Consider the following 4,810-nt stretch of genomic DNA (forward strand, 5'->3'; position numbering starts at 1 on the left):
CGCCTCGCTCGCCGCCGTCGCGCTCGCCGTCGCCCTCCCGTGGCCCGTGCTGGTCACGAGCCTGCTGTGGGTGCTGCTGGTCCGACCGGGTGCCGAGCCCGTCACGCTCGAGCTCGGCGGGATCACCGCGACCGACGTCGACGCGGCGATCGTCCTCGCCACCGTGGCCGCCGCCGCCGTCGTCGTGCTGCCCCGTCGACGGACGACGGACCTGCTCGACGACGCGGCCGACCGGTCGCCGTCGGTCCTGACGACCGCCGACTGGTTGTGGGTGCTGGCGTGGCCCGCGTGGTTCGTCGCCCGTGCGGCGTTGCCCGACGTCGGCACGGCCGCGGTCGGGGCGGCCCCGCTGGTCGACCTGCGGCTCCTCGAGGCGTTCCTCCTGCTGCTGCCGCTCGCGGTCGTCGCGACCCGACGCGGAGCACTGGTGGTCGTGCGCGGGCTGATCGGTGTCGCCGCCCTCGCGTCGGTGATCGCGGTCCTCGGTGCGGTGGCGCTGCGGTCGGGGGTCCTGCCGCCGATGGAGCTCCCCGTCGTCAACCTCTCGGGCGCCGCCGCGCGCGACGTCAGGCCCGGCGCCGAGATCGTCGTCGTCATCAGCGCCGTGGTGCTGCTGCTGTCCCGGACCGTGGCGGGACGTCTGCGCCCCCTGCTCCTCGGCCTGCTCGGCATCGAGCTGCTCGTCTCCCAGACCCTGAGCATGGTGCTCGCGATCGCGGCCGGGGTCGGTGCGACGCTCCTGGCCGCGTGGCGCAGGGTCAGCACCGGTGTCCGCCTCGGAGCCGCCGTCCTCCTGCTGGCCTCGCTCGCGCTCGTGAGCGGGGTGCTCGACCCGGGTGGGCGCTACGACCTCGCGCAGCGCAGCGAGCAGGTCTCGGGCCAGTACCGGCTGTCCGAGGTCCGCACCATGACCGAGGCGATCACGGAGACCCCGCTCACCGCCCTGGTCGGGCCGGGTGTGGGCACCGAGCTGGCGTTCGCGGGTGAGCTCGTGAACTCGGTGAAGCGCGACTCGCACAACGTGTTCCTCACGATCATGCTGAAGTCCGGCCTCGTCGGCCTGGTCCTCTTCGTCGCGCCGCTCGCCCGGGTCGCGGTGCGCGCCGCGCGCCGCGGGGGAGAGGTCGGACGCGCGCTGGGCGGAGCCGCGGTCGCCGTGCTCGTCGTGAGCCTCACCGTCCCCTGGTGGTGGACCGTCAACGGCATGGTGGCGGTGCTCGCGCTGTACGTCGCGTCGGCGGCCTACGGCAACGTCCCCCGGGGGCGCCCGTGAGGTCGATCGCGACCGCCGCCCGGCGGCTCACCGCCCGCCCCGACGCCCGGCTCGTGGCCGCGAACTTCACGGGCGTGGCCCTCGGCCTCGTCTCGGCAGCGCTCCAGGCGCGCGCGCTCGGACCGACCGGCCGGGGCGAGATCGCGATCGCGATCGCACCGGCCACCGTCATCGCGATCCTCATGGGGTTCGGGCTCCCCGACTACTTCGGGCGGCGGTCCGCCCAGGGCGCCGACCGCCACGTGTCAGCATCGGTCGCGGCGGTGCTGGCGCTCGTGAGCGCACTCGTGTGCGCCGTCCCGTACGTGCTCTTCGTCGACTTCCAGACGGATCCCGGGACAGCCTCGCGCGTGCTCCTGGTGGTGTACGCGGCCGTGTCGCCCGTGATCGTGTACGGCACCTGCACGGGGGCCGTCGCCGCGGGCCACGGCGCGTGGCGCGGGGTCGTCCTGTCGCGCTTCGTCCCCCAGCTCGTGACCGTCGCCGGGCTGCTCGCGCTGACCGTCGCGGGACCGTCACCGCTGAACGTCGGCCTGCTGCTCGTCGCGACCACGCTGTTCGGCAGCCTCCTCCCCGGGGTGCTGGGCAGGGTGCTGCCGACCGCGGCGCCGACGGTCGCCGAGGCCAGGGCCGCCGTGCGGTTCGGGCTCCGGGGATGGCCCGCCGGCTCCGTCGCGCTGCTCAACCAGCGGGTCGACCTGCTCCTGCTCTCGGTCCTCGCGACGCCGTACGACCTCGGGCTCTACGCCGTCGCCACGACCCTCGCCGCCACGCTCAACGGCGTCGCCGTCTCGATCGCCATCCCGCTCCGGAACCGCATCGTGCGCGGGGAGCACGACGTCGTGCCCGGCGCGTCCACCGCCGTCCTCGCGATCCTGCTCGCGTGCGGTGCGGTGCTCGCGGTGTCGCTGCCGGTCCTGATCCCCCTCGTCCTCGGGACGGGCTTCCTGCCGGCGCAGCCGGCGATGGTCGTCCTGCTGCTCGCGCAGGCACCGCTCGGCGCGGTCATCGTCCTCACCCAGGCCCTCATCGCCCTCGGGCGGCCCGGGGCACCGCTCGTCGGCGAGGCGCTCGCGCTCGTCGTCACGGTGACGCTGGTCCTGGCGACCTACCGTCAGCACGGCATCGTGGCGGCCGCGCTCGCGAACCTCGCGGGCAACCTCGTGAGCTGGGCCGTCCTCGTCCACCTCGTGCGACGCCACGTGACGCGTGCGCCCCTGCGTGCGTTCCTCCTCCCGTCGCGACGCTCGATCGCCGCCCTGAAGGAGGCCTGACGTGCCCGCCGACGTCGACGTCGTCGTGGTGACCCACGACTCCGGACGCCACCTCCCCGCGCTCGCGGGCTCGCTCGCGGCGGCCGGCGACCGGGTCGCGTCGGTGACCGTGGTCGACAACCGCTCGTCCGACGGCAGCGCGGACCTGGCCCTCACGCTGCCGTTCCCCGGCGAGCTCACCGTCCTCGACGCGGGCGCGAACCTCGGCTTCGGGCGCGCGGTCAACCTGGCGGCCGCGGCGCCGTCGACGCGTGCGCCGTACCTCCTCGTGCTCAACCCGGACGCAGCGGTCCCGCCGCGGGCGCTCGACCGGCTGGTGGGGACCCTCGAGGACGACCCCGGTCTCGCCTGCGTCGGTGCCGACCTCAGGCGTCCCGACGGCTCGCCCGTGAGCAGCGCGCGGGCCTTCCCGGGGCTGTGGGACGTCGCGCGAGGGCGGGTCCACGACGTCGTCCACGACGGCGGCCTCGCGGACGCCGACTGGGTGTGCGGCGCCCTCATGGTCTGGCGGCGGTCGGTGTTCGAGGAGCTCGGCGGATTCGACGAGGCGTTCTTCCTCTACTACGAGGACACGGACCTGTGCCGTCGGGCCCGCGCCGCGGGATGGCGGCTCGCGATCGACGGCCGCGTCCTGGCCACGCACGACCAGGGGCACGGTCGGGTCACGCCCCGCGCGCTGCGCCGGGTCAACCGTCGCAGCCGCCGCGTCTACGCCCGCCGGTGGCTGGGACTGCCCGGGCTGGGCGCGGCGTTCGTCGCCGACGGTCGCGAGACGGCCGCGCACCTCCTGCGACGGGGGCGGCGGTGACCACACGCGTCCTGGTGGACGGCCGGCTGCTCGCGCCCGGGTTCTCGGGGGTCCGCGACGTCGCCGTCGGTCTCGTCGACGCGTTGCGCGCGACGGCGGGACCCGGTCAGGAGGTCCTCGTGGCGGGCCGGGCGGCGACCGACGACGTGCCGCTCCCGGGCCGGGGGTTCATGCATCTCCAGCTCCCGCGCGCCGCGGCCGCGACACGCAGCGACGTGGTGCTCGTGCCCCGGCAGGCGCGACCCCTGGTGTGCCCCGTCCCGGTCGTGCCGGTGTTCCACGACGTCGGCTTCCTGCGGGCCAGGTCGGCGTACCGGTCGTCCTGGCGCGTGCGTGCGGCGGACCGGCTCGCGCGTGCGTCCCGGCGCGGTCTGTCGGTCTCCGCGTTCACGGCCGACGAGGTCGCCGCGACGGGCGCGCGCGTGCAGGTGCAGCCACTGCCCCTCGGGGCGATGCACCCGGTGCGGTGGGTTCCCGACGTGTCCTTGCCGTACGTCCTGTGCGTCGCCGTGCAGGAGCCGCACAAGAATCTCGAGCGCCTGGTCCGCGCGTGGGGCCGAGCGCGCCCCGACGGGTACCAACTCGTGCTGTGCGGTCGTGCGGGCGCCGCGACCCCCGACCTGCGACGGGCCGTCGCCGACCTGGGCCTCGAGGGGCAGGTCGAGTGCGTCTCGGGGCTGCCGGACGCGGAGTACCAGGACCTCCTCGCGGGCTGCTCGGCCTACGTCCAGCCGTCGTTCTACGAGGGCCTGTGCATCCCGGCGCTCGACCTGGCCGCCGCCGGCGTGCCGACCGTCGTGGGCCGCGCGGGCAACCTCGGCCGGGTCTTCGCGGACGCCCCGGCGCACGCGCTCGTCGACCCCGGCTCGACGGACGACCTCGCCCGTGCCGTCACCGCGGTCACGTCCGACCCGACGACGCGCGCGGCGCTGACCTCGTGGAACCGGGCGCACGTCGCCCTGACGCGGTGGGACGACGTCGGACGGGTCGCCTGGTCGGTGCTCGACGAGGCCGCGACGACCCGAGGACGGAGGTCCGTCGGTGCGACCGCCTGACGTCGTCACCGTCGTGACCGTGACGCACGAGTCCTCGTCGACGGTGGGACGACTGCTGGCGGGCCTCGGCGGGGCGCTGCCGGTCGTCGTGGTCGACTCCGGGTCCGGCGACTGGGAGCGGACGGCCCAGGTCGCGGCGACGTCGGGGGCGCGCGTGCTCGGCATCCTGCAGAACGTCGGCTACGGGACGGCGTCCAACCGTGGCGCCTGGACGTGCTCGACGCCCTGGCTGGCTTTCGTGAACCCCGACGTCACGGTCGCGGCGGAGGGCCTCGTCGAGCTGTGCCGGAGCGCCGAAGCGCACGGGTTCGACGCCGTCGCACCCCGGCTCGTCGCGACGCCCGGCGAGGAGGTCACGCGGCCGGGTCCGGCGGGGCCGCCCCTGCCGGCGCGTGTGCTG

General features: G+C 75.7%; 5 protein-coding genes. All 5 read left to right on the forward strand.

The window, feature by feature from the left end; all coding sequences use genetic code 11:
• Positions 1-1,273, forward strand: a 1,273-nt coding sequence (locus HGA02_RS10625) for an O-antigen ligase family protein (protein ID WP_168678982.1), incomplete at its 5' end; no start/stop codon positions are given.
• The gene (locus HGA02_RS10630) at positions 1,270-2,547 is read left to right on the forward strand and encodes an oligosaccharide flippase family protein (RefSeq protein WP_168678983.1); all 1,278 of its coding nucleotides are present in this window, start codon (positions 1,270-1,272) and stop codon (positions 2,545-2,547) included. The genes HGA02_RS10625 and HGA02_RS10630, both read left to right, overlap by 4 nt.
• Position 2,548: 1 nt before the next feature.
• Positions 2,549-3,355, forward strand: a complete 807-nt coding sequence (locus tag HGA02_RS10635) for a glycosyltransferase (protein WP_168678984.1) — start codon at positions 2,549-2,551, stop codon at positions 3,353-3,355.
• Positions 3,352-4,410 (forward strand): glycosyltransferase, encoded by a 1,059-nt coding sequence (locus HGA02_RS21665; RefSeq protein ID WP_168678985.1) that lies wholly within the window; start codon positions 3,352-3,354, stop codon positions 4,408-4,410. Before HGA02_RS10635 ends, HGA02_RS21665 begins: the two co-directional genes overlap by 4 nt.
• Before the next feature lie 19 nt (positions 4,411-4,429).
• Positions 4,430-4,810, forward strand: a 381-nt coding sequence (locus HGA02_RS10645; protein ID WP_168678986.1) for a glycosyltransferase, incomplete at its 3' end; no start/stop codon positions are given.

It is taken from the genome of Cellulomonas septica (assembly GCF_012396155.1).
GTDB lineage: Bacteria > Actinomycetota > Actinomycetes > Actinomycetales > Cellulomonadaceae > Cellulomonas > Cellulomonas septica.